This window comes from Streptomyces sp. PA03-6a, from assembly GCF_033792765.1.
Lineage (GTDB): Bacteria > Actinomycetota > Actinomycetes > Streptomycetales > Streptomycetaceae > Actinacidiphila.
The window spans coordinates 1-21,097 of the sequence record NZ_JARAVK010000160.1; the positions used below are offsets into that span (position 1 = coordinate 1).

Consider the following 21,097-nt stretch of genomic DNA (forward strand, 5'->3'; position numbering starts at 1 on the left):
GGCACGGGGGGCTCAGAGGGCCTGGGCGGGCGTGACGACCTCGGTGATGCCGCGGGCGGCCAGGTGCGCCGCGTCCGCGGCCCGGTCGGCGAGCACCAGGGCGGGCCGTACGCCCCGGGCGGTCAGCGCGGCCCACGCCTCGAACACCTCGCCGCCGGGGGCGCATCCGGCCCGGCGGGGCGCCGTCAGGGCGTCGCCCGCGTCGACGACGAGCGCGGTCGTCCGCGGCCGCGGCGCGTACCCGCGGTCGCGCAGCTCCGCCACGGCGCGGGCCACCGCGGTGCCCGCCGGCTTGACCTCGCGGTCGTTGGTGAGGAGCCCGAGGGTGTACTCGAGTTCGGGGAAGTCGGCGAGGGACCGGGCGACGTCGTGCGAGCACCACCAGGTCACCCCCCACACGTCCTCGCAGTCCAGGGCGCCCGCGACGGTGGCGGTGGCGAACGCCGCCGCGTGCTCGGGCGGCACCACCGGCGCGGGGGCGCCGACCTCCTGGAGCCAGACCGGGCGGTGCGGATCGGTGGCCCAGGCCTTCGACAGCTCGATCAGGTACGCGGCGTGGTGCTCGGTGGCCACGCCCGCGTGGCCGTGGCGCTGGGCCGTTCCGTTGAAGACCCAGGAGTGCACCGCGGTCGCGAAGCCGAGGCGGGCGGCCTGCGCGGGGGTGAAGGCGTGGTCGTCCTGGTACCAGGCGGCGTCGTACTCGGCGTGCAGGTGGAGCTTGCCGGGGGCGCCGCGCTCGCACGCGTCGAGCATCAGGCGCAGCCAGGCCTCCGCCTCGGCCGGGCCGATGGGGTCCGGGTCCGGGTGCGGCGGGCCGGAGAACTGGTTGATCTCGTTGCCCACGGTCATGCCGAGGAAGTTGGGCCGGTCCGCGAGCGCCGCGGCGAGCGTGCGCAGGTACTCGGCCTCGGCGGCGACGACGTCCGGGTCGGTGAAGATGTTCCGGCGGTGCCAGGTGGCCGTCCAGGAGGGCAGGAAGTCGAAGCTCGACAGGTGGCCCTGCAGCCCGTCCACGTTGACGTCCAGGCCGTGCTCGGCCGCGGCGTCGACCAGCGCGACCAGTTGCTCCACGGCGCGCGGCCGGATCAGGGTGCGGTTGGGCTGGAACAGCGGCCACAGCGGGAAGACCCGGATGTGGTCCAGGCCGAGGCGGGCGATGGAGTCCAGATCGGCGCGGACGGCGTCGAGGTCGAAGTCGAGCCAGTGGTGGAACCAGCCTTGGCTGGGCGTGTAGTTGACGCCGAAGCGCGGTGTCATGGCGGTTCCCGTGATCGTACGAGCTGGGGTGGGCGCGCGGCGGCGGAACCGGTGGTCGCAGGGCGGTCGGGGGATGTCCGTCCCGTGATCGGCGCGGCTGGGGGAGTCGCCGCCGGCGCCCACGACAAGGTGACACCGCGCCCCGGGAAAGTCAACTCGGCCCTCTCGCTTACGTCTTGGGGCCGTGACGCCGCAGGTCAACGGAGTGCGAAGGGAATTCGGGCGTCAGCGCTAATGCGCTTTAGGGCCGTGTCACTCAAGCGCTTTAGTGCCCAACCCTCCCGGGCTGGGGGATACTGGTCCCCGCGTCGCGCCGCCCGGCGCCCGGCGCGTACGACGTCAGGCGGACGATCCGAGGGGGCCACGATCGCGGCGCACGAGCCACCGGTGGAGCCGCCGCCCGCTGCCCGGACCGGCCGGCGCGTCCCCGCCCGGCGCCCCACGATGAAGGACATCGCCCGGCGGGCGGGCGTCTCCGAGAGCGCCGTGTCCTTCGCGCTCAACGACCGTCCCGGGGTCTCCGAGACCACCCGCAGGCGTGTGCGCCGGGTCGCCGACCAGCTCGGCTGGCGGGCCAGCACGGCCGCGCGGGCCCTGTCGGGGGAGGGCGCCGCCACCGTGGGCCTGGTGCTCGCCCGCCCGGCGAGCTCGCTGGGCATCGAGTCGTTCTTCCTCCAGCTCGTCTCGGGCATCCAGGAGGTGCTGTCGGAACGCCATCTCGGCCTGCTCTTCCGGGTGGTGGCGGACGCCGAGGAGGAGTGCGCGGTCTACCGCAGGTGGTGGGCCGAGCAGCGGGTCGACGGGGTCATCGTCGTGGACCCGCGGATCGGCGATCCCCGGCCGGCCCTCCTGGACGCCCTGGGCCTGCCCGCCGTGGTGGTCGGCGGCCGCGACGTCGACCGTGAACCGCACGAGCCGGTCCCGTACCCGGTGATCTCCACCGTCCGGGTGGACGACGCGGCCGCCATGGGCGCGATCGTCGACCACCTGGCGGGGCTGGGCCACCACCGTGTCGTGCACGTCGCGGGCCTGGCCGGCCTGGCGCACACCACGCGCCGCATCGGCTCGCTGCGGGCCGGGGCCGCGCGCCGGGGGATGTCCGGTGTCCGCTCGGTCACCACCGACTACTCCGAGGGCCAGGGCGCCGAGGCCACCCGCCTCGCGCTGGCCGGACCCGAGCCGCCCACGGCGATCATCTACGACAACGACGTGATGGCGGTCGCGGGCGCCGGTGTGGCGCTCGGCATGGGCCTGTCCGTACCGCGCGACCTGTCGGTGGTCGCCTGGGAGGACTCGGCGCTCTGCCGGGCCACGCATCCGCGCCTGACCGCCCTGGACCGCGACGCGACGGCCTTCGGGCGTCGTGCGGCGCAGGAACTGGTCTGCCTGCTCGGCGGCCGCCCGGCCCGCGACGTGGCCCAGCCGACGCCGGCACTCGTCGTCCGCAACAGCACGGCGCCGCCGCGCGGCTGAGCGGGCACTTGCCCTGGAGCGCACTCCAGCTCCCAGCATGGGGGCATGACAGCTCAGACCAGGATCGGAACCGGATTCGGTGCCCGCACGACCGCGCGGGAGGTGCTGCGCGGGATCGACCTCACCGGGAAGCTCGCCGTCGTCACCGGTGGTCACGCGGGCCTCGGACGGGAGACCACACGTGCCCTCGCCGGCGCGGGCGCCCACGTCGTGGTGGCCGCCCGGCGTCCCGAAGCGGCCAGGAAGGCCCTCGCGGGGATCGGCGGGACGGAGGCCGACGCGCTCGACCTCGCCGACCTCGACAGCGTCCGCGACTTCTCCGAGCGCTTCCTCGCCTCCGGCCGCGGCATCGACCTGCTGATCGGCAACGCCGGGATCATGGCCTGTCCGGAGACGCGGGTGGGCCCGGGCTGGGAGGCGCAGTTCGCCACCAACCACCTCGGGCACCACGCCCTGGTCAACCGGCTGTGGCCGGCGCTCGCCAGGCGCGGTGGGCGCGTGGTCTCGGTGTCCTCGCAGGGCCATCAGCTTTCGGGCATCCGCTGGGACGACGTCATGTTCGAGCGCGGCTACGACAAGTGGGCGGCTTACGGGCAGGCGAAGACGGCGAACGCGCTGTTCGCCGTCGAGCTGGACCGGCGGGGCCGGGAGTGGGGTGTACGGGCGTTCTCGGTGCACCCGGGCGTGATCCTCACGGACCTGGCCCGTCACGTCCCGCTGGAGGAGAGGGTCGCCGCGGGCTGGATCGACGCGGAGGGCAACCCCGCCGATCCGGCGCTCAAGACACCGCAGCAGGGCGCGGCGACCCAGGTCTGGGCCGCCACGTCACCGATGCTCGACGGCAGGGGCGGTCTCTACTGCGAGGACTGCGACGTGGCGGAACGCCTCACCGAGGACGCGGACCGGCTCACCGGCGGGGTTCGCGACCACGCCACCGACCCCGAGCAGGCCGCGCGCCTGTGGCGGCTGTCCGCGGAGCTGACCGGCGTCGACGCGTTCGCCGCGGGCGCCTGAACGCCCGCGCCCCCCACCCCGGGCGCCGCGCGGCCGGTCTCAGGCCGTCGCGCCCGCGGTGGGGCGGGGCCGGGCGCTGGGGCCGGGGCGGCGGTCGACCTCTTCCGGGGCGTCGATCACATGGCCCTCCTCGCAGACCAGCCTGGCCCGGATGGGCGCGCCGCAGCCGTGGTGGGTGGTCAGGAGGGAGGGCCCCTCGGGGTCGGCGAGGTACTTGTCGCCCCACTGCCGCAGGGCGGTGATCAGCGGGTACAGGTCGCGGCCCTTCTCGGTGAGCACGTACTCGGAGCGGCTCCGGGCGCCGGGCTCCCGGTACGCGCGCTGCTCGAGCAGCCCTTGGGCGACCAGGCCGTTCAGCCGGTCGGTCAGCACCGAGCGGGACACGCCCAGGTGCTCCTGGATGTCGCTGAAACGCCTGACCCCGCGGGTGACCTCGCGAAGGACCAGCAGCACCCAGGAGTCGCCCACGAGGCCGATGGCGCGGCCGACGGAGCAGTTGGAGACGTCCTGGTCGAGGTATTCCATGGTCCGGATCCTACCTGAGTTCGCGGAAAGAACTCAGGGCTGGTAGCGTTCGACCCGCAGCTAGGTTCGAAATGCGGACTCAGCTCAGGAGGGAACCGTTCATGACGAGCACGAGCGCCGCCGCGGCAAAGGCCGTGACCGTGGGTGCGACCACAGCAGGGACCACAGCGGGGACGACCGCGAGGACACCGCACGCGGGGGAGTCGAGGAAGCGCTGGATCGGCTTCGTCGTCGCGAGCCTCGGCCAGATGGCGATGTTCGTGAACATCACCCAGACCGTCGCGGTCCTCGCCCCGCTCCAACAGGACCTGCGGGTGTCGGGTGCGGCGTTCGTGTGGATCGCGGGCATCTACTCGATGATGGTCGCCAGCTTCGTGCTCGCCGCCGGCACCGTCGGAGACCGCTTCGGCCGTCGCCGCGTGTTCGCCCTCGGCATGCTGCTGCTCGGCGCGGGCAGCCTGGTCACCTCGCTGGCCTCCGGCGCCGCGGGCGTCATCGCGGGCCAGGCCCTCATGGGCCTCGGCGGCGCCGCGATCCTGCCGAACAGCCTGTCCCTGGTGACGCACATGTTCGCCGAGCCGCACGCCCGCACCCGGGCCGTCGGCATCTGGGTCGCCGTGTCCGGCATCGGCCTCGCCTTCGGCCCCGTGGCCGCCGGGCTGATCCTGGAGCACTGGTCCTGGCACGCGGTGTTCCTGGTCAACGTGGTCCTCGCCGTCCTGGTGCTGGTCCTCACGCCCCGTTTCGTCACCGAGAGCCGGCAGGCCGGACGCCACCTCGACCCGCCGGGCCTGGTGCTCGCGGTCGTGTCCATCGGCGCGCTGAACTACGGCCTGATCGAGGGCGGCCACACCGGCTTCGGCACGGCCAAGGCGATCACTGCCTTCGCCGTGGCGGCCGCGGCGCTCGTCGCCTTCGTCGTGCACGAAGCGCGCACCCGTACGCCCATGCTGAAGCTCGGGCTCTTCCGCGGCCGCTCCTTCGCCACGGCCAACGTCGTCGCGATGATCGCCCAGTACGCCTTCGTGGCCACCGCCTTCGCCCAGGTGCTGTACTTCGAGCGGATCCGGCACGAGTCCATCCTCGACGCGGGACTCCTGCTGCTGCCGATCATGGGTTCCTACGTGCTGGTCAGCTACGTCGCCGCGGGGATCGCACGCCGGATCGGTTTCAAGGCCACCCTCGGCGCGGGCGCGGCGCTCGCCGCGGCCGGCGCGCTGCTGATGACCGCCCAGACCCCCACCGCGTCCATACCCGTGCTCGCGGTGCTGATGGCGATGTTCGGGGCCGGCGCGGGCCTGGTCCTGCCGCCGAGCACGGCCGTGGCCGTCATCAGCGTGCCGCACACCGACGGCGGCATGGCCAGCGGCACCGTTAACCTCTTCCGCCAGGTCGGCGGCACGCTCGGGGCGACCGTCACGGGCACCGTGCTGACCAGCGGCCTCGCCTCCCGGCTGCCCGGCGAGCTCGCCGACCGGGGCGTCCCGTCCGGCCTCGCCGACCAGGTGACCCAGGCCGTCGGCACCGGAGACCAGGGCTCCACGTTGCCGGCGGCGATCCGCGACACCGTCACCGCGGCCGTCGGCGACGCCTTCACCGGAGCCCTGCACCTGGCCGTGCTCATCCCGGGCGTCGGCCTGGCGGTCGCCGCCGTCGCGGCCCTCGTGCTCATCGCCAACCGTCCCGCCCCGCAGGCCCACTGACCCCGGGCACGTCCAGGACGAACAGGAGAGTCACGATGACGGAGACGACCGGCCCCGACCCCGCCCTCGACCCGGAGGCCGCCGGCGCCTTCCTGCGCGCCGTCGGGCTGCGCTTCGACGCGATCAGCGCGCAGGAGGTCACCGCCCACCTGGAGGTCACCGAGGACCACCACACCCCGTGGGGGATCACCCACGGCGGCCTCCACACCACCGTCATCGAGAGCGTGGCGAGCGTCGGCGCCTCCCACGCGGTGCGCTCCGAGGGCCGGTTCGCCGTCGGCGTGAGCAACCAGACCGACTTCCTGCTCCCGTACGTCGAGGGCCGCCTCGACGTCCGCGGCACACCCCTGCAGCAGGGCCGGAGCCTGCAGCTGTGGCTGGTGGTGATCACGGACGCCGAGGGCCGGACCATCGCCCGTGGGCAGGTGCGGCTGTTCAACCGGTCGCTGCCCGGTCAGTGACCCCGGTCAGCGGCCCGGGCAGCGACCTCGGACGTCAGACCGCCGGGCGGAGCTCCTGCGTGCAGCACTTGATGCCCCCGCCGGCCTTGTGGAACTCCGTGAGGTCGACGGGGACGGGCACGTAGCCCCGCCCGGCGAGCTGCTCGACCAGCCCCGTCGCCGCGGGTGCCACGAACACGTGCCGCCCGTCCGACACCGAGTTGAGGCCGAACGCCAGCGCGTCGTCCGCGGTGGCGACGACCGCGTCCGGGAACATCCGGCGCAGCACCTCACGGCTGCCGGGGGAGAAGGCCTCCGGGTGGTACGCGATGTTCGCCTCGCCGCCGCCCGCCCCGTCGTCCAGGACGAACAGCGCGGTGTCCAGGTGGTAGAAGCGCGGGTCCGTCAATTGCAGGCCGATCGTCGGCACGCCGAAGAACTCCTGCACCTCGTGGTGCGCCGCCCGGACCGTACGGAAGCCCGTACCCGCCAGGACGAACCCGCCGACCGGCACCAGGTCGCCCTCGCCCTCGCAGACCGACTCCGGGCGGTGCACCTCGAAACCCGCCGCCTTGAACCAGGCCGCGTACTCGTCGGCCTCCGGGCGCCGCTCGGGCGCGTGGAAGGACGAGCCGAACACCCGTCCCTCCACCACCAACGCCGCGTTGGCGGCGAACACCATGTCGGGCAGCCCCGCGACCGGCCCGACGGACTCCACCGTGTGGCCGTGCTCCCGGTAGGCCCGCACCAGCGCGGCCCACTGCTCCCGGGCGAGCGCGGTGTCGACCCGCACGCCCTCCCGCATCCAGGGGTTGATCGCGTAGCGCACGTCGAAGTGGTCGGGCGGGCAGACCAGATAGCGCCGGGGGCGGGCCACACGGTTCTCGGGCACGGCGAACTCCTCCGCTTCCTGCGGGACGGCCAGGGGATGGCTCAACGGTAGGAAGCGCAGCCCGCGGGCGACAAGATCGGGACGCTGCGCACAGGCGCAGCGATGCTGCGTCGAAGGGCCCGTCAGCGCAGGTCCGTTGCGCTTTCCGCGGCGGACCGCCCCGCCCCCGCCTCCGGGCTCTCCGGCAGCAGGTGCGACAGCACCATGTAGCTGATCGTCTTCCGGATGAAAGGCTCGGTCCTGATCCGCTCCAGGACCTCCTCGAAGTGCTCGACGTCGGTGGCCCGGACGTGCAGCAAGGCGTCCGCGCCGCCCGTCACCGTCATGGCCGCCGTGATCTCCGGGTGGTTCCTGACCACCTCGGCCAGCCGCCGGGGCGGCGCCGCGCCCTCGCAGTACACCTCCACGTACGCCTCCGTGCGCCAGCCCAGCGCGGCGGGCCGGACGGTGGCGGTGAAACCCGTGATGATCCCGGACTCGCGCAGCCGGTCCACCCGCCGCTTGACGGCCGTCGCCGACAGGCCGATGTCCGCGCCGATCTCCGCGAAGCTCGTCCTGGCGTTCACGATCAGGGCCGCGACGATCTTGCGGTCGAGTTCGTCGAACGGCACGGGTCTGTGGACCATGCCCGGTGCTCCTTCCCTCAGCCGTCCTGCTGGGCCGCGACCAGGGCGTCGCCGGTCTCCGTCCGGTAGTAGAGCACGGAACGCCCCGCGCGCCGCCGCCGCACCAGACGGGCGTCGAGCAGCACCCTCAGATGACGCCCCACCGAGCCCAGCCCCTGGCCGGTCAGGGCCACCAGCTGCGTCGTGCTCATCGGCGTCGCGAGCAGCACCAGGACCGCGGCCCGCGCCGGACCGAGCAGCGCGCCCAGCGCCTCGGGGACCCGCTGCCGCCCCGCCTCGGCCAGCGCCCCCGAGCACGGGTACACCACCGCGTACCGTACGTGCTCGTCCCAGGACACCCAGCCGGTGCGCGGGGTGACGGGCACGAACATCAGCCGGGCGCCCGACAGGTCGCGCGGCGGGTACTCCCGCGTGTTGATCTGCAACCGGCCCTCACCGAGCCAGCGCATCCCCCGGCGCATGTCGTCCAGCGCCTCGGCCCAGCCGCCCCGGCCCAACTGGGCGGTACGCGCCACGATGTCGGCCTCGATGACCCGCCGGCGGCGCGGCCAGTCCGGCAGCACCGTGTGCGTCCACACCCAGGCGACGACGTCCGCCGCACGCTCCGGCAGGTCAGCGCGGCGCAGCCGCTCGGGGACCGGTCCGCCCAGCGACACCGCCAGGTGCTCGCGGGCGGCCTCCGGCGAGGTCTCCCGGATCCGCGTCAGCTCCTCCTCGAATCCCGGACTGCCCTCGCCGCTGGGCGTGGGCGTCAGGAAGTCCGCGTTCCAGGTGCGCCCCAGGGCGGCGCGCACCAGCAGCCCGGTCACCGGGTCGGCGGCCAGCCGCTCCCGGTACGCCGCCAGGTGCGCGTCGAGCCAGGCGCGCTCCCCGGGATGCGCGGCCGTGCCCCGCTCGAGCAGCTTCAGGGCCGCGATGGTCTCGGCCAGCGGGGAGACGACGAAACGGCTCGCCACCAGCGTCTCCGCGTCGACCAGCCACCAGCCCATGCCCCGCCCTCCTCACCTGTCGCGACCTTTCGCGTCTGTGCGAAACATTAACCGCCCGGTGCGCCGCCGCCGAGACTCAGGTCCATGCGCACTTACCAAGAACTCCTCCGCACAAGGGAGTTCACCCCGCTGTTCCTGGTCTCCACCGGGCAGGTCGCGGCGCAGACGGTGAGCGGTCTGGCCCTGAGCACCCTGGTCTACGACGCCACGGGCTCGCCGCTGCTGTCCGCAGTCGCCATGTTCGGCCCGTCCCTCGCGCAGGTGGTGGGCGCGACGACGCTGCTGTCGGCGGCCGACCGGCTGCCGCCGCGTGCCGCGCTCACGGCGGTCGCCCTGCTCTTCGCGCTGGGCACCGCCGTTCTGGCCGTCCCCGGTCTGCCGATGTGGGCCGTCTTCGTCATCCTCCCCGTCGAGGGCCTGGTGGCGTCGCTGGGCGGCGGAGTGCGCTACGGACTGCTCCACGAGATCCTGCCCAAGGGCGGCTTCCTGCTGGGTCGTTCCGTGCTGAACATGGCGACCGGCACCATGCAGATCTGCGGCTTCGCCGCCGGCGGCCTGCTGCTGGCCGCACTCTCCCCCCGCGGGGTCCTGCTCGCCGGCGCGGCGCTCTACCTCGCGGCCGCGGCCGCCGCCCTGACCGGACTGCGCCCCAGGCCCCCGCGCGCGGGCGGCCGCCCCTCGGCGGCCGAGACCTGGCGGACCAACGTACTGCTGTGGTCCGCCCGGCCCCGCCGCTACGTGTACCTCGCGCTCTGGGTGCCCAACGGCCTGATCGTCGGCTGCGAGTCGCTCTTCGTGCCCTACGCGCCCGACCACGCCGGGCTGCTCCTGGCCGCCGCGGCCTGCGGCATGCTCGCCGGCGACACGATGGCAGGCCGGTTCGTCCCGCCGTGGTGGCGCGAACGTGCGGGCGCCGCGCTGCGACTGCTGCTCGCGGCCCCCTACCTGCTCTTCGCGCTGCACCCGGCCCTGCCCCTGGCGGCGGGCGTCGTCGCCGTCGCCTCCGTCGGCTACGCGGCGAGCCTGCTGCTGCAGGAGCGTCTGATGGCCCTCACCCCCGACGAACTGAGCGGTCACGCCCTCGGGCTGCACTCCTCGGGCATGCTCGCCTGCCAGGGCCTGGGCGCCGCGCTTGCCGGTGCCGTCGCCCAGCACACCTCCCCGGCCACCGCGATGACGGTCATGGCCGCGGTCTCCGTCGCCGTCACCTTGGCGCTGGCCCCGGGCCTGCGCCCGGGTACCGCGGACACCGTCACCGCCGCGGCGCCCGCCCCCGCGTCCCGTCGTCCAGTCCCGTGACCCGCATCGTGATGTTCAGCCGGCCGGAGGCGAGACCGGTGGCCGGGTCACCCGTGCCCGGATGGACCTTCGGCACGGCGTGGTAGGCGAAGCGGGACGGGCCGCCGAAGACGAACAGGTCGCCGGAGGCCAGCTCCAGGTCCGTGTAGGGGCGGTTGCGGGTCTCGGTGTTGCCGAAGCGGAACACACAGGTGTCGCCGATGGTCAGCGACACGACGGGGGCGGCGCTGCGCTCGTCCTTGTCCTGGTGCATGCCGAGCGTGGCGTCGCCGTCGTAGAAGTTGATCAGCGCGGTGTCCGGGGTGTAGCCGTCGCCTGCCGCGGGGTCCTCGTACGCCTCGACCAGGGCGCGGCGGCCCAGGTCCACCATCCAGTCGGGGAAGGGGGCCACCCGGGCGCCGTTCACGTCGTCCGCGGTACGGGTGTAGCGGTAGGGCTGCCAGTGCCAGCCGACGCACACCGTGCGCACCGACATCACCCCGCCGCGGGGGAGGCGGGTGTGCCGGATCGGGACCGGGCCCATGGCCCAGGCACGGCAGGCGACGACCAGCTCCCGCTGCTGGTCCAGGGTGAGCCAGCCCGGCACGTGCACCGCGCCCGGCGCCACCTGCAGCCGGGGGCGCGGGATGAGCGCGCTCACCGGGCGCCGTCCGTCCCCGGGGCGGCCGCGGTCACCCAGCCCCGGTCCACGCGCCAGGTCCCGCCGTCGGCGGCCGCGCCGCGCAGGCCCTGGAGCGTCTCCGCGCCCGCGGCGGCCACCACGCGTGCGTCGCCGAGGGAGGCGAAGCCGTACGTACGGGCCGGGTCCCACGGTGTGCTGTGCCGCAGACGGCGAGCCAACTGCGCCCACCCGGCGGGCGCCGCGGCCACCACCCAGGCGTCCGGCGCCGGCGCGGTCAGCCGCCCGGCGGCCCGCAGCCAGGACGCGGCCCGTTCGGGCCAGTCCACGACGGCCACCACGGTGCCGCCCGACGCGCGCCACGCCGCGGCGAAGGCCCCTGCGGCGGCACGGGAGGGGGCGTCCCGGCTGTGACCGACGGCGACGGCGCGCGGGCGGGGGCGGGCGTCACCGAGCAGTCCGAGCAGGGCGGTGAGCTCGGTCCCGGTGTGCGGCCGCGGCGCCGGCACGCCGTCGAGCACGGCGAGCCCCTCGGGCGTCACCAGCGGCGAAGCCGGTACCGCGGCGGGTGCGTCGGGGTAGGTCATGGCGTTCCGCTCCGTCGGTGTCGCCTTCCATTGTCGGTACGGTCCGGGCAGGCAGCGGGCGCAGGGCCGGTAGCCCGCGGCGACCGCCGTCGCCTCGTCCGCGAAGAACACCCGCTCCCGCACGTATCCGCCGCGGGCGATTGCCTGCTGGGCTGCCGGGCAGTCGAGGCGGCCGTACAGCCGGCCGCGCCGGTGCCCGCCCAGCGTCCCCGGGACCGCGCTGCGGTACGGCAGCCCGTCCGGGCCGGTCAGCACGTAGGTGGTCACGCCGCGTCGTGGAAGACCAGGCCCAGCGTGTGGCGGCGGCCGGCGCGCACGGTGCTCACCCCGTGCCGCATCGGGCCGGCGGACCAGCCGCGGGCCGAGCGTACGGGCCGGTCGCGGGTGGTGAAGACCAGCGCGTGGCCCTGGGCCAGGGTGGTGGACGAGCCCCGGGTCTGCGCCCGCGGCCGCTGCTCCGTCATCAGGAACTCGCCACCGGTGTAGTCCTCGCCGGGGGCGTCGAGCCCGATCACGACCTGGAGCGGGAAGACGAGGTCCCCGTACAGGTCGCGGTGGAGCGCGTTCCAGTCGCCCGCGCCGTAGCGCAGCAGGATCGGGGTCGGTCGCGTCTGGCCGGCGTCGTGGCACATGGCCAGCCACGCGTCGAGGGTGTCCGGCCAGGGCGCGGGCTGCCGGAGCCGGGCCGCCCAGTCGCGGGCGATCGGCAGCAGCCGCGGGTAGAAGGCCGCCCTCAAGGCCCGCACCGGCTCGGGGACGGGGTACGCGAAGTAGCGGTACTGACCCGAGCCGAAGCGGTGCCGTGCCATGTCGACGGTCGAGCGGAACCGCCCGGTCTCGTCGTAGAGCGCGGCGACGGCCCGGCACTCTGCGGGGGAGAGCACCGGACGGGCCGTCAGGGCGCTCCCGTGGGCGTCGAGTCCGGCGGCGAGCGCGGGCCAGTCCATGGCGTCGACCCGCTCGGTCAGGGGTGCCGTGGGCGGTGCGGCGGTGGTGGTCATGGCCGTCGTCCTCACGCCGTACCGTGCCCGGCCTCGAGGTCCAGCAGCAGCCGCTTGCGCTCCGCCCCGCCCGCGTAACCGGTGATCGCGCCCTTGGCGCCGAGCACGCGGTGGCAGGGACGGACGACGAGCAGCGGATTGCGGCCGATCGCGGTGCCGACCGCGCGCGACGAGGTCCGGGGGATGCCCATCGCGTCGGCGACGTCCGCGTAGGTCAGCGTGGTGCCGTAGCCGATGGTCTCCAGGGCCTTCCACACCTGCTGCTGGAAGGCGGTGCCGGCGGTGGTGAACTCGATGTCGAAGTCGGTCAGTTCGCCGGCGAAGTAGGCCCGCAGCTGACGCGCGATCTCGGTGAACGCGCCGTCGTCGGCACGCGCGCCGTCCGCCAGGTCCGCCGCGAGGACGCCGCCCTTCTGGTCCGGCACGGACAGCGAGGAGAGCGCGGTGCCGCCCTTCGCGGTGGGCGACTCCTCGCCGACCAGCAGCAGTTCGCCCAGCGGGCTGTCGAGCGTTGTGTAGACCGTCATCGGTCTTTCCCTTTCCTCGCACTTTCAGTGACATCTACGATTCTGCGGTGGTTCATCACCGATGTCCGGCGGGATTCGGACGTCGCATTCCCGCTGCCTCCCGGTCAACCGGCGCCCCACAGCAGGTGCATCGCGTAGGTGCGCCACGGCCGCCAGCCCTCGGCGTCCTCCAGCGGCACACCGGCACGCGCGGCCCCCGCACGCACGGCGACGTCGCCCTCCAGCAGCACGTCGGGATCGCCCAGGGCGCGCATCCGGATGTAGCCGGCCGTCCACGGCCCGATGCCGCGCAGCGCGAGCAGGGCCTTCTCCGCGCCGTCCCGGTCCGCGCCCGGGTCGAGGACGACCTCGCCGGTGGCGAGGGCGCGGGCCAGGCCGCGCAGCGTCTCCCGCCGGGCCTGCGGCATCCCGACCGCCTCCAGCGACGCCCCGGCGAGGGTGTCCGCGTCGGGGAACAGATGCGTCAGGCCACCGCTCGGCGCCGCCAGCGGCTCGCCGTGGGCGGCGACCACGGCGGCACCGAGCCGGCGTCCCGCCGCCACGGAGACCTGCTGCCCCAGCACCGCCCGCACCGCCAGTTCGTGCGGGTCCACCGCCCCGGGAGCGCGCAGCCCGGGGCGGGCGCGGGCCAGGGTACCCATCGACGGGTCCGCGGACAGCCGTTCCGCTACCGCGTACGGATCGGCGTCCAGGTCGAACAGGCGCCGCACCCGCTGCGTCCCGGTGGTCAGGTCGCGCAGCCCGGTCAGGTGCAGCCGGCACTCGAGCCAGTCACCGCCCCTGCCGGGTGCCGCCTCCTCGACCTCGGCGACCGCGGGCCCGTGCGGCAGCCGGAGGGTGCGCCGGTAGACACGCCGGCCGCGGGTCCCCGTGATCTCCTCGACGCCGGTGATCGCGCGGGCCGCCAGGTAGTCGAAGACCTGCCCGGTGTCGTACGGCCCCCGGTACGCCAGCCGCAGCGGCACCCCGGCGGCGGAGTCGGCGGCCGCGTGCCGGGCGGGGCGCGCCTGCCGCAGCGCGGTCGGCGTGAGCGCGTACACCTCGCGGACGGTGTCGTTGAACTGCCGTACGCTCGCGAAACCGGCCGCGAAGGCGATCTCCGCGGCCTGCATGTCCGTGGTCTGCAGCAGGATCCGGGCGGTGTGCGCCCGCTGCGCACGGGCGAGGGCGATCGGACCCGCCCCCACCTCGGCGTTGAGCTGCCGTTGCACCTGCCGCGCGCTGTACCCGAGCCGTGCGGCCAGCCCCGCGACGCCTTCGCGGTCGACGACGCCGTCGCCGATCAGCCGCATCGCACGGCCCACCACATCGGCCCGCGCGTTCCACGCCGCTGACCCCGGCACCGCGTCCGGACGGCACCTCCGGCAGGCCCGGAAACCGCCCCCCTGGGCGGCCGCCGCCGTTCGGAAGAAGCGGACGTTGCGCCGCTTGGGCGTGACCGCCGGACAACTCGGGCGGCAGTAGATCCCCGTCGTCGTCACCGCGAAGAAGAATTCGCCGTCGAAGCGCGCGTCGCGGCTGCACACCGCCTCGTACCTGCTGTCCTCGTCGGTCGCGTCGTTCGTCACCCCTCCACTGTGCGGCATCGCGGGGGCGGGACGCTGGCGGGATTCGGACGTCACGTTCCGGGCGTGGCCCGCCCGGCACGGTCGTGCGGGGGCGGGTCGCCTCGGTGATCCTGAAGGGGTGACAGCCGGCTCCGCCCCGCGGGACCTCGCCGGCCGGGAGGCTCCCGGCACGGGACGCGCCAACTACACGGGCGCCGTCTACGGATCGCTGCTGGCCGCCTCGGTGGTGGCCGGGGCCGGCTCGGCGGGGCCGTACCCGCGCCTGGAACTGGTGCTGCTGCTGATCTGCACCGGCCTGGTGTTCTGGGCCGCCCACGTCTACGCGGGCTTCGTCGGCGACCGGTTGCGCGGGGGGAGGGTCACCTGGCACGAGATCCGCCAGGTGTGCGTCCGCGAGTGGCCGATCGTGCAGGCCGCGCTGCTGCCGGCGACGGCGGTCGCGGTGAGCCCGCTGCTGGGGCTCGGGCTGGAGGGCGCGGCCTGGCTGGCCCTGACCATCGCCGTCGTCCAGCAGGTCGTGTGGGCCAGCGCGGCCGTCATCCGGGTGGGCGCCTCCCGCTGGGCGGTGGTGTCGGTGGGGATCGTGAACCTGGTGCTGGGCCTGGTCATCGTGGCGGCGAAGGTCGCGCTCCAGCACTGAGGGCCGGTGCGTCGTTCATGCGTTATGGGCCGGTTTGTGTTGTTTCCTGTGGGGGACGTGTGCCCTGAGGAGAGTGATCGCGCATGGCCCGCCACCCGCAGACCGGCGTCAGCAAGCCGACCGAGCTCCCCCAGGAGTCCTGGCGCGTGGTGCTCCGGCGCACGGTGAAGGAGTTCTGGGCGGACCACCTGACCGACTGGGCCGCGGCGCTGACCTACTACGCCGTCCTGTCGGTCTTCCCCGCCCTCCTCGTCATGGTCTCCGTCGTCGGTCTGCTGGGCGGCCCCAGCGTCAAACCCCTGATCGTCAACGCGAGCGGACTCGCGCCCGGACCGGTGCGCGACACGCTGACCGGTGTGCTCGGGCAGTTGCAGCACGGCGCCGGCCGCGGGGGACTCGCCCTCGCGATCGGCATCGCGGTCGCCGTGTGGTCGTCCTCCGGCTACGTGGCGACCTTCATGCGGGCCGCCAACGCCCTCTACGACATCGACGAGGGCAGGCCCGTGTGGAAGACCCTGGCCGCCCGATTCGTCATTCCCGTGGTGCTGTTGGTGGTGGCGGCGCTCATCGCGCTCGGCGTGGTCTTCACCGGAGCCCTGGCCCGCAGGACGGGTCAGGTGCTGGGGGTCGGTGACGCCGCGCTCGGAGTGTGGGGGATCGCCAAATGGCCCGTGATGCTCGTGCTGTTCAGCCTGGTCCTGGCGCTGCTGTACTGGGCCGCGCCCAACGTGAAGCACGGCGGCTTCCGATGGGTGAGCCCCGGCAGCATCCTGGCCGTGGTCATCTGGGCCGCCGCCTCCGCCCTCTTCAGCTTCTACGTGTCCAACTTCAGCAACTACAACCGGCTCTACGGCAGCCTGGCGGCGATCATCGTCTTCCTCGTCTGGTTGTGGATCTCGAACATCGCCGTTCTCCTCGGGCTGGAGTTCAACGCCGAGCTCGAACGGGCACGGGCGCGGCCGGACGGAGGCCCGGACGACGGTCCGGACGAGACGGTGCCCAAGGCCGAGCCGCAGGACACCGAGCGGCTCCACGCCGACGAGGGGCGATGACGGGACGGCGCCACGGCCGCCGCACCGTCGCGGCCGTGGACCGTCACGGCCGTGAGCCGACGCCGGTCGCGACCTCATGGAGCCGGCTGCCGGCCCCTCCCGGTGCCAGTGGGGCGGTGGAGGTGTCGCCCGCGCCCTCGCGCAGACCCGCGAGGAACTCCTCGATCGCCTGCGTGGCGGTGTGGCGGGGCTCCCAGCCCAGCTCGCGGCGGGCCCGCGCGGTGTTCATCAGCGGCAGTCTGACGACGGCGTCGAACAGGCCGGGCGACGACGGCACCAGGTGCAGCCGCCACGCCCCGGCCAGCGCCGCCCGCACCGCGCCCCGCGGCATGCGGACGACCTGCGCCCCGAGCAGCGTGGCGAGTTCACCCGCGTCCAGCGGTGGATCGGCCGCGAGGTTGAAGGCGCCGCGCACGGGACGGTGCAGCGCCGCCCGGTAGGCCTCGGCCGCGTCGTCGGAGTGCAGCGCCTGGAAGCGCAGACCGCGCAGGTCGGGCACGACCGGCACCAGGCGGGGCCGTACGAGCCGGTTCGGCAGGAACGGACCGGCGAACAGCCTGCGTTGCTGAGCGGCGGACTCCCGTTTGAAGATGAAGCCCGGCCGCATGCGCACCACGCGCAGCCGCGGGTTCTCCCGCTCGAAGGTGTCGAGGTAGCGCTCGACGTACGCCTTCTCCCGGCAGTACGCGGCCCCTGGCCAGCCGTGCGTGGGCCACGACTCGTCGACCGGGTACCGCTTCGGGCCGGGCGAGTACGCCGCCACCGACGAGGCGTGCACCAGGGCCGGCACACCGGCCGCCGCGGCCGCCTCGAAGACGCGGATGCTGCCCAGGACGTTGGTGCGCCACGTGATCGCGGGGTCGTGGGTGGGCTGCAGCAGCCAGGCCAGGTGAACGACGGCGTCGGCACCGCGGAAATGCTCCACCAGGCGCGTCCTGTCGTCGCCCAGGTCGGCGTGCACCCACGAGGTACGGGCGGGCCGCCAGTCCTCGGGGATCCTGCGGGCGATGCCGACGATCCCGGCCACCGCCGGGTCCTCGCCGAGCGCCCGCACCAGACTCGTCCCGACGTTTCCGGTCGCCCCTACGACGACGACGCGCAGGCCGCCGCTCCCGGGCGTGGAGTCGTCCGTCACGTTCCTCGCCTCCCTGGGGCCGCCGCGAGCGCCCGGGCACCGCACGGTGCCGGACCGCGCTGCCCGGCGTGACGGCGGCCTCGTCCGGTGCCTGCTTCGGTCTGCCAGGGCGGCTACCCGGCCAGGGACGTTTCAGACCCCGGCCGCGGCGGCCGTCAGGCGACCGCCTTCGCCATCCGGCGCACCGCCTCCGTGAGCACCTCGGGCGTCGTCGCGAGGTTCAGCCGTACGTGCCCGTCGCCGCCCGTGCCGAAGTCGGCCCCCGCGCTGAGGGCGACCCGCCCGCGGGCGAGGAAGGCGGCCGCCGGGTCGTCGCCCAGGCCCAGCTCCCGGCAGTCCAGCCAGGCCAGGTAGGTGCCCGGGGCCGGCCGGTAGCCGACCGACGGCAGGTGCTCGGCCAGCAGCCCCGCGAGCAGCCGCCGGTTGTGCGCGAGGTCGTCCAGCACGGCGTCGAGCCACGGGCCGCCGTCGCGCAGCGCCGCCGTGTGGGCGATGACGCCCAGGTGGCTCGGTCCGTGACTCACCTCCTCCGGCATGCGCGCCAGGTCGTCCGCCGCGGCGGGCCCGGCCAGGGCGAGGGCCGCCTTCAGACCGGCCAGGTTCCACGCCTTCGAAGCGGACATCAGCGACAGGCCGCTCTCGCCGCCGGGCACGCTCAGGTACGGCACGAACGCCGCCTCGGCGGTCACCAGCGGCGCGTGGATCTCGTCCACCACGACCCGCACCCCGTACGATCCGGCCAGCGCCGCCACCGCGGACAGCTCCTCGGCGGTGTGCACCGTGCCGGTCGGATTGTGCGGGCTGCACAGCAGGTAGGCGGCCCGGCCGCCGCCGGCCGTGGACCGGGCGAAGGTCTCCTCGAGCGCCGCGAGATCCAGCCGCAGGCCGGAGCCGAACGGGGTCTCCACCACGCGCCGGTCCATGTGCGTCACGAACTGGTAGAACGGCGGGTACACCGGGCAGTTGACGATCACCGGGTCCCCGGGGTCCGTGACGAGCTTCAGCATCTCGACGACACCCAGCATCACGTCGGGCACGATGGAGGCGCGCTCCACGGCCAGACCGTCCCAGCCCCACCGCTCACGGGCGAAGTCCGCCAGCGCCTCCGCGTACGCGGTGCCCGCCGGATACCCCGTGTCGCCGACCGCGATCGCCTCCGTGAGCGCGCGGGCCACGGGACCGGCCAGCGGCACGTCCATCTCCGCCACCCACAGGGGCAGCACGTCCTGCGGATGGGTGCGCCACTTCATGCTCGTCCGGAGCCGGAGCTGGTCGAGCGTGAGGCGGCGCAGCGGGTGGTCGTCAGTCGACGCGGTGTCCATGACACCAAACATAGGTGCCGGTCAGCCGCCGGGGCAGAGGACGCCCGGCGGACGTGTTGCCGAACCGGCAAGAAGGCTTGCCCGCCGAGCGCGCGGGACCGCATGGTCGGGGCAGGTCCACATCCACGGCACGGAGGAGACGACACCCATGACCGACGGCACCACCAGCGCGACCGGCGCCGCATCCGAGGCGGAGTTCTGGGACGCCCGGTACGCCGGGAGCGACCGCGTCTGGAGCGGCAAGGCCAACGACGTCCTGGTCCGCGAGGTCGGGCGCCTGAAGCCCGGTACGGCGCTCGACCTGGGGTGCGGCGAGGGCGCCGACGCGGTCTGGCTGGCCCGGCAGGGGTGGCGGGTCACCGCCGTCGACATCTCCCGCGTCGCCCTGGAGCGTGCCGCCGCCCACGCGACGGCCGAGGGCATCCCCGACGGCGCCATCGACTGGCAACGGCACGACCTGTCTGAGACGTTCCCCGGGGGAACCTACGACCTGGTCTCCGCGCAGTTCCTGCACTCGCCGAACGACATGCCCCGCGAGCGCATCCTGCGCGCCGCGGCGGCGGCCGTGGCACCCGGCGGCGTGCTGCTCGTCGTCGGGCACTCCGGGTTCCCGGCCTGGCAGACCGAGCCGCACCCTGAGGTGCACTTCCCGACGCCGGAAGAGGTGCTGCGGAGCCTCGAACTTGCCGAGGAGGAGTGGGAGGTGCTGCTGACCGACGAGCACGAGCGCGTCCAGAACGACCCCGACGGACGGCCCACGACGCGTCTGGACAACACCCTGGAGATCCGCCGCCTGGAGCGGTGACACGACGCGCGGCGGGCCGTGCCGACCACGGCCCGCCGGGGCATTGTGAGTGGGGCGGAGTGACGGGCCGTCAGCGGCACGCGCCGCACGTACCGCTGGAAGTGCTTGAAGTCGCAGACCGCGGCCTTGGGCGCGCCGGCTGAGGACGATGTGGGTCAGTGCAGAGAGCCAGACGATGCATCGACTCGTTGTCCGTGCAGAGCCTTTGGCGCCCGCCGGCCAGGCTCTCCACTCGGGCCCCGACGAAGTTGACGGACTCCTCGGCAGTCGATCGATCCAGGCCGGCAGCCTGTGCCATACCGGTGTCCTGTGCTGTTGTGGCGATAGGGCTACCTCCGCCGTGTGGACGCCCTCTTGGCCGTCGACTTCTTGGCGGCCGTCTTCTTCGCGGCGGACTTCCTCGCAGGTGCTGCAGTCTTCTTCGCCGCCCTCTTCCCGGCCGGCGCCGCGGTCTTCTTGGCGGCGGACTTCTTCGCCGGCTGTGCCTTCTTGGCGGGGGTGGGGGTCCTCTTGGCGGGCGCCTTCTTGGCCGCGGTCGTGCGCGCCGGTGGCCTGGGGGCCTGCCGCTTGGCCGGGCGACGGCGCCGAGGGGCCTGCTCCTCCGCCTCCGGCTCTTCTTCCTCCTCGGGTTCCTCGTCCTCGAGTTCCTCTTCTTCCTCCTCGGGTTCTTCCTCTTCCTCTTCCTCCTCTTCCTCCTCCTCGTCCTCCGGTCCGTACTCCTCTTCCTCCTCGTCCGGTTCCTCGTCCTCGCGCTTCTCCTTCTTGCTGCCGATCAGGGCCGTACGGTCGTGCAAGGTCCCTGCGAGATCCGCGAGCTTCCGGTCCGCGACGGCGACGACCGCCTTGCGCCCGGCGTCCATCAGTTCTCCGCCCACCTGTTCCTTGAGCTGGGCGACCTGAGGCAGGTCCTTGAGTTTGTGAATACCCTCGGTCACCAACTGTTGCGGATCGAGTCCGGCGCGGCGACCGGCGAGAAAGGTCGCCATTCCGAGGGCGAGCCGCCCCTTCTTGGTGCGACCGAGAACGTAGCCGCCCGCTACCGCGGCAGCCAGAGCGAGCCTGGTCGAGTCCTTCATCACTTGTTCCCTTCGGGAGTTGCGCCCTGCGGGAGGCGACCCGTCGCCGCGCACCTTGTGAGGTGTATATGCTGAAATAGTACGTTTTGTTGTAGGGGTGGCGCCGCTCCAGAGCCGGAGATGTGGATGGCCGCAAGCGACAAGAGCGACCCCGGAAGGGGCCCGCGCTCCACCCGGAGCGAAGGCACGGCACGGCGTTCGAGCGCCGAGCGGTCCCGGCGGCCCCGCAAACGTTCGGCGGCCTGGGCCATGCGGTCCGCGTCCGAACAACTCTCCGAACTCCTCGGTCGCAGGCCGGAATCCGTTTCCGCGGTGAAACCGACCGAAGACGGCTGGGAAGCGGACGTCGAGGTCCTGGAACTGGAGCGCGTGCCCCAGACGACCAGTGTGATGGCCACGTACCACGTGACGTTGGACGAGGAAGGAGACCTGGTGGCGTACGAGCGGACACGCCGTTACACGCGGGGGCAGATAGACCGACGCTCCTGACCCGACACAAGGCGCTGAAGGGAGGCGCCATGACCGTGGTGCCGCAGAGCGGGGGCGG

Annotated in this window: 22 protein-coding genes; 9 read left to right on the forward strand and 13 right to left on the reverse strand. The window is 74.0% G+C overall.

Annotated elements, in window-relative coordinates; all coding sequences use genetic code 11:
- Window positions 1–12: 12 nt before the first annotated feature.
- Window positions 13–1,257 carry a glycoside hydrolase 5 family protein gene (locus tag PV350_RS30850; protein WP_500337162.1) on the reverse strand — a complete coding sequence of 415 codons (1,245 nt, stop codon included), beginning with the start codon at window positions 1,255–1,257 and terminating at the stop codon, window positions 13–15.
- Window positions 1,258–1,701: 444 nt separating this feature from the next.
- Between PV350_RS30850 and PV350_RS30855 the strand changes: the two genes are divergently transcribed.
- Both PV350_RS30855 and PV350_RS30860 read left to right on the forward strand, forming a co-directional pair.
- On the forward strand, window positions 1,702–2,730 hold the full coding sequence (locus tag PV350_RS30855; protein WP_499516713.1) for a LacI family DNA-binding transcriptional regulator: 1,029 nt from the start codon (window positions 1,702–1,704) through the stop codon (window positions 2,728–2,730).
- A 45-nt stretch (window positions 2,731–2,775) separates the two neighbouring features.
- The gene (locus PV350_RS30860) at window positions 2,776–3,744 is read left to right on the forward strand and encodes an SDR family NAD(P)-dependent oxidoreductase (protein ID WP_500337163.1); all 969 of its coding nucleotides are present in this window, start codon (window positions 2,776–2,778) and stop codon (window positions 3,742–3,744) included.
- Between the two features lie 39 nt (window positions 3,745–3,783).
- On the opposite strand, the gene PV350_RS30865 is transcribed toward PV350_RS30860, so the two are convergent.
- Window positions 3,784–4,269, reverse strand: coding sequence for a winged helix-turn-helix transcriptional regulator (locus PV350_RS30865; RefSeq protein WP_500337164.1), 486 nt, complete (start codon window positions 4,267–4,269; stop codon window positions 3,784–3,786).
- A 101-nt stretch (window positions 4,270–4,370) separates the two neighbouring features.
- Between PV350_RS30865 and PV350_RS30870 the strand changes: the two genes are divergently transcribed.
- Window positions 4,371–5,972, forward strand: coding sequence for an MFS transporter (locus PV350_RS30870; protein WP_499509507.1), 1,602 nt, complete (start codon window positions 4,371–4,373; stop codon window positions 5,970–5,972).
- A 35-nt stretch (window positions 5,973–6,007) separates the two neighbouring features.
- Window positions 6,008–6,433, forward strand: coding sequence for a PaaI family thioesterase (locus PV350_RS30875; protein WP_500337165.1), 426 nt, complete (start codon window positions 6,008–6,010; stop codon window positions 6,431–6,433).
- Window positions 6,434–6,467: 34 nt separating this feature from the next.
- Here PV350_RS30875 and ddaH read toward each other — a convergent pair whose 3' ends face one another.
- The 3 genes from ddaH to PV350_RS30890 all read right to left on the reverse strand — a co-directional run bounded on the left by ddaH (window position 6,468) and on the right by PV350_RS30890 (window position 8,919).
- On the reverse strand, window positions 6,468–7,304 hold the full coding sequence (ddaH, locus tag PV350_RS30880; protein WP_499509505.1) for a dimethylargininase: 837 nt from the start codon (window positions 7,302–7,304) through the stop codon (window positions 6,468–6,470).
- Between the two features lie 122 nt (window positions 7,305–7,426).
- Entirely contained in the window at window positions 7,427–7,930 is a 504-nt protein-coding gene (locus PV350_RS30885) for an Lrp/AsnC family transcriptional regulator (protein WP_499509504.1), read from the reverse strand.
- 17 nt (window positions 7,931–7,947) lie between these two features.
- Entirely contained in the window at window positions 7,948–8,919 is a 972-nt protein-coding gene (locus PV350_RS30890; protein ID WP_499509503.1) for a transcriptional regulator, read from the reverse strand.
- An 84-nt stretch (window positions 8,920–9,003) separates the two neighbouring features.
- On the opposite strand from PV350_RS30890, the gene PV350_RS30895 reads away from it, so the two are divergent.
- Window positions 9,004–10,218 carry an MFS transporter gene (locus PV350_RS30895; protein ID WP_500337166.1) on the forward strand — a complete coding sequence of 405 codons (1,215 nt, stop codon included), beginning with the start codon at window positions 9,004–9,006 and terminating at the stop codon, window positions 10,216–10,218.
- Here the strand turns inward: PV350_RS30895 and PV350_RS30900 are convergent.
- The 5 genes from PV350_RS30900 to PV350_RS30920 form a co-directional block, all read right to left on the reverse strand.
- Window positions 10,172–10,858 (reverse strand): alpha-ketoglutarate-dependent dioxygenase AlkB family protein, encoded by a 687-nt coding sequence (locus tag PV350_RS30900; RefSeq protein ID WP_499509501.1) that lies wholly within the window; start codon window positions 10,856–10,858, stop codon window positions 10,172–10,174. The two genes, PV350_RS30895 and PV350_RS30900, sit on opposite strands and share 47 nt — an antisense overlap.
- Complete coding sequence (locus PV350_RS30905) at window positions 10,855–11,691, reverse strand: Ada metal-binding domain-containing protein (RefSeq protein WP_499509500.1); 837 nt, start codon at window positions 11,689–11,691, stop codon at window positions 10,855–10,857. The genes PV350_RS30900 and PV350_RS30905 overlap by 4 nt, the downstream gene beginning before the upstream one ends.
- On the reverse strand, window positions 11,688–12,425 hold the full coding sequence (locus PV350_RS30910; protein ID WP_500337167.1) for a 2OG-Fe(II) oxygenase: 738 nt from the start codon (window positions 12,423–12,425) through the stop codon (window positions 11,688–11,690). Before PV350_RS30910 ends, PV350_RS30905 begins: the two co-directional genes overlap by 4 nt.
- Window positions 12,426–12,436: 11 nt before the next feature.
- Window positions 12,437–12,952 (reverse strand): methylated-DNA--[protein]-cysteine S-methyltransferase, encoded by a 516-nt coding sequence (locus PV350_RS30915; protein ID WP_499509498.1) that lies wholly within the window; start codon window positions 12,950–12,952, stop codon window positions 12,437–12,439.
- A gap of 104 nt (window positions 12,953–13,056) precedes the next feature.
- Window positions 13,057–14,538, reverse strand: a complete 1,482-nt coding sequence (locus tag PV350_RS30920) for an AlkA N-terminal domain-containing protein (protein WP_499516712.1) — start codon at window positions 14,536–14,538, stop codon at window positions 13,057–13,059.
- A 100-nt stretch (window positions 14,539–14,638) separates the two neighbouring features.
- Between PV350_RS30920 and PV350_RS30925 the strand changes: the two genes are divergently transcribed.
- Both PV350_RS30925 and PV350_RS30930 read left to right on the forward strand, forming a co-directional pair.
- The gene (locus PV350_RS30925) at window positions 14,639–15,160 is read left to right on the forward strand and encodes a hypothetical protein (RefSeq protein WP_499509497.1); all 522 of its coding nucleotides are present in this window, start codon (window positions 14,639–14,641) and stop codon (window positions 15,158–15,160) included.
- A gap of 83 nt (window positions 15,161–15,243) precedes the next feature.
- Window positions 15,244–16,212 carry a YihY/virulence factor BrkB family protein gene (locus PV350_RS30930; RefSeq protein WP_500337168.1) on the forward strand — a complete coding sequence of 323 codons (969 nt, stop codon included), beginning with the start codon at window positions 15,244–15,246 and terminating at the stop codon, window positions 16,210–16,212.
- Between the two features lie 43 nt (window positions 16,213–16,255).
- Here PV350_RS30930 and PV350_RS30935 read toward each other — a convergent pair whose 3' ends face one another.
- Window positions 16,256–17,347 carry an NAD-dependent epimerase/dehydratase family protein gene (locus PV350_RS30935; RefSeq protein WP_499509495.1) on the reverse strand — a complete coding sequence of 364 codons (1,092 nt, stop codon included), beginning with the start codon at window positions 17,345–17,347 and terminating at the stop codon, window positions 16,256–16,258.
- 155 nt (window positions 17,348–17,502) lie between these two features.
- Window positions 17,503–18,669, reverse strand: a complete 1,167-nt coding sequence (locus tag PV350_RS30940; protein WP_499509494.1) for a MalY/PatB family protein — start codon at window positions 18,667–18,669, stop codon at window positions 17,503–17,505.
- 148 nt (window positions 18,670–18,817) lie between these two features.
- Here PV350_RS30940 and PV350_RS30945 point away from each other — a divergent pair, with 148 nt between their 5' ends.
- Window positions 18,818–19,474, forward strand: coding sequence for a class I SAM-dependent methyltransferase (locus tag PV350_RS30945; RefSeq protein ID WP_499509493.1), 657 nt, complete (start codon window positions 18,818–18,820; stop codon window positions 19,472–19,474).
- A gap of 329 nt (window positions 19,475–19,803) precedes the next feature.
- Here the strand turns inward: PV350_RS30945 and PV350_RS30950 are convergent, their stop codons facing one another.
- The gene (locus PV350_RS30950; RefSeq protein WP_499509492.1) at window positions 19,804–20,550 is read right to left on the reverse strand and encodes a histone protein; all 747 of its coding nucleotides are present in this window, start codon (window positions 20,548–20,550) and stop codon (window positions 19,804–19,806) included.
- A gap of 126 nt (window positions 20,551–20,676) precedes the next feature.
- On the opposite strand from PV350_RS30950, the gene PV350_RS30955 reads away from it, so the two are divergent.
- Window positions 20,677–21,039: a gas vesicle protein GvpO gene (locus tag PV350_RS30955; RefSeq protein WP_499509491.1), complete on the forward strand. Its 363-nt coding sequence runs from the start codon at window positions 20,677–20,679 to the stop codon at window positions 21,037–21,039.
- The last annotated feature ends 58 nt before the right edge of the window (window positions 21,040–21,097 follow it).

Excerpts from the sequence above, each read along its gene's own strand:
- PV350_RS30850 (WP_500337162.1), bottom strand. The coding sequence starts at position 1,257 with ATGACACCGCGCTTCGGCGTCAACTACACGCCCAGCCAAGGCTGGTTC.
- PV350_RS30855 (WP_499516713.1), top strand. The coding sequence starts at position 1,702 with ATGAAGGACATCGCCCGGCGGGCGGGCGTCTCCGAGAGCGCCGTGTCC.
- PV350_RS30860 (WP_500337163.1), top strand. The coding sequence starts at position 2,776 with ATGACAGCTCAGACCAGGATCGGAACCGGATTCGGTGCCCGCACGACC.
- PV350_RS30865 (WP_500337164.1), bottom strand. The coding sequence starts at position 4,269 with ATGGAATACCTCGACCAGGACGTCTCCAACTGCTCCGTCGGCCGCGCC.
- PV350_RS30870 (WP_499509507.1), top strand. The coding sequence starts at position 4,371 with ATGACGAGCACGAGCGCCGCCGCGGCAAAGGCCGTGACCGTGGGTGCG.
- PV350_RS30875 (WP_500337165.1), top strand. The coding sequence starts at position 6,008 with ATGACGGAGACGACCGGCCCCGACCCCGCCCTCGACCCGGAGGCCGCC.
- PV350_RS30885 (WP_499509504.1), bottom strand. The coding sequence starts at position 7,930 with ATGGTCCACAGACCCGTGCCGTTCGACGAACTCGACCGCAAGATCGTC.
- PV350_RS30890 (WP_499509503.1), bottom strand. The coding sequence starts at position 8,919 with ATGGGCTGGTGGCTGGTCGACGCGGAGACGCTGGTGGCGAGCCGTTTC.
- PV350_RS30895 (WP_500337166.1), top strand. The coding sequence starts at position 9,004 with ATGCGCACTTACCAAGAACTCCTCCGCACAAGGGAGTTCACCCCGCTG.
- PV350_RS30910 (WP_500337167.1), bottom strand. The coding sequence starts at position 12,425 with ATGACCACCACCGCCGCACCGCCCACGGCACCCCTGACCGAGCGGGTC.
- PV350_RS30915 (WP_499509498.1), bottom strand. The coding sequence starts at position 12,952 with ATGACGGTCTACACAACGCTCGACAGCCCGCTGGGCGAACTGCTGCTG.
- PV350_RS30920 (WP_499516712.1), bottom strand. The coding sequence starts at position 14,538 with ATGCCGCACAGTGGAGGGGTGACGAACGACGCGACCGACGAGGACAGC.
- PV350_RS30930 (WP_500337168.1), top strand. The coding sequence starts at position 15,244 with ATGGCCCGCCACCCGCAGACCGGCGTCAGCAAGCCGACCGAGCTCCCC.
- PV350_RS30940 (WP_499509494.1), bottom strand. The coding sequence starts at position 18,669 with ATGGACACCGCGTCGACTGACGACCACCCGCTGCGCCGCCTCACGCTC.
- PV350_RS30945 (WP_499509493.1), top strand. The coding sequence starts at position 18,818 with ATGACCGACGGCACCACCAGCGCGACCGGCGCCGCATCCGAGGCGGAG.
- PV350_RS30950 (WP_499509492.1), bottom strand. The coding sequence starts at position 20,550 with ATGAAGGACTCGACCAGGCTCGCTCTGGCTGCCGCGGTAGCGGGCGGC.
- PV350_RS30955 (WP_499509491.1), top strand. The coding sequence starts at position 20,677 with ATGGCCGCAAGCGACAAGAGCGACCCCGGAAGGGGCCCGCGCTCCACC.